Raw genomic sequence first — 526 nt, 5'->3', positions numbered from 1 at the left:
CTCCTTCCGAGTATGATCTTGGAAAGGGATTGGTAACTAGCACTTATGGCAGGATGCAACTCGAGAATGTAGTATGTACTGGCAGAATTCACAGGATATTCCGAATCCGGAAATGTCCCTTGAGAAATGGAAACTTCAGCTTCCGATTCCTCGGAGATGATGGCCATCCCACAGATCCCTGCGGCGATGACCGCGAAGACTGCGAAAGAGGCGAACAATGCATTGTTAGACATGGAATTCACCTTGACGATTTGAGAATCCCTCTACTATAGAGGGATGCGAACGCGGCCTTACGGCCACTCTCCCTCCCGTTCTTCCAGGACTGTTTGATCCTGTCATTTATGATCCTGTTCTCCTGAGCCGAAAGCTTGGAGTTCCAGAATCCCTTGTATCCTGACGGTCTAGACGACATGATGATAACTCCCCGTCCGAATCAGAATAGAAGAGATTGGACGGATTGCCTGTCATTGAACCCGGCAGGCAGGGTCGGTCTCTTGACATCCGCTCCGGGATGTCCGATGACAAG

General features: G+C 50.2%; 2 protein-coding genes. Both read right to left on the bottom strand.

The genetic code is table 11. The annotated features are described in order from the left end of the window. Positions 1-233 (bottom strand): hypothetical protein (locus tag V5D86_RS09605; protein ID WP_414596468.1); only part of this gene is annotated, 233 nt, incomplete at its 3' end. A gap of 5 nt (positions 234-238) precedes the next feature. After that, a complete protein-coding gene (locus V5D86_RS09600; RefSeq protein ID WP_414596467.1) occupies positions 239-412 on the bottom strand; it encodes a hypothetical protein in 174 nt (57 codons plus the stop codon). Positions 413-526 lie beyond the last annotated feature (114 nt).

The organism is Candidatus Methanoprimaticola sp. MG2 (assembly GCF_047501175.1).
In the GTDB taxonomy this organism is placed as follows: Archaea; Thermoplasmatota; Thermoplasmata; order Methanomassiliicoccales; family Methanomethylophilaceae; genus Methanoprimaticola.
Note: the sequence above shows the minus strand (reverse complement) of the source record. Positions and strands in the feature narration are given on the sequence as shown.

Excerpts from the sequence above, each read along its gene's own strand:
- V5D86_RS09600 (WP_414596467.1), bottom strand. The coding sequence starts at position 412 with ATGTCGTCTAGACCGTCAGGATACAAGGGATTCTGGAACTCCAAGCTT.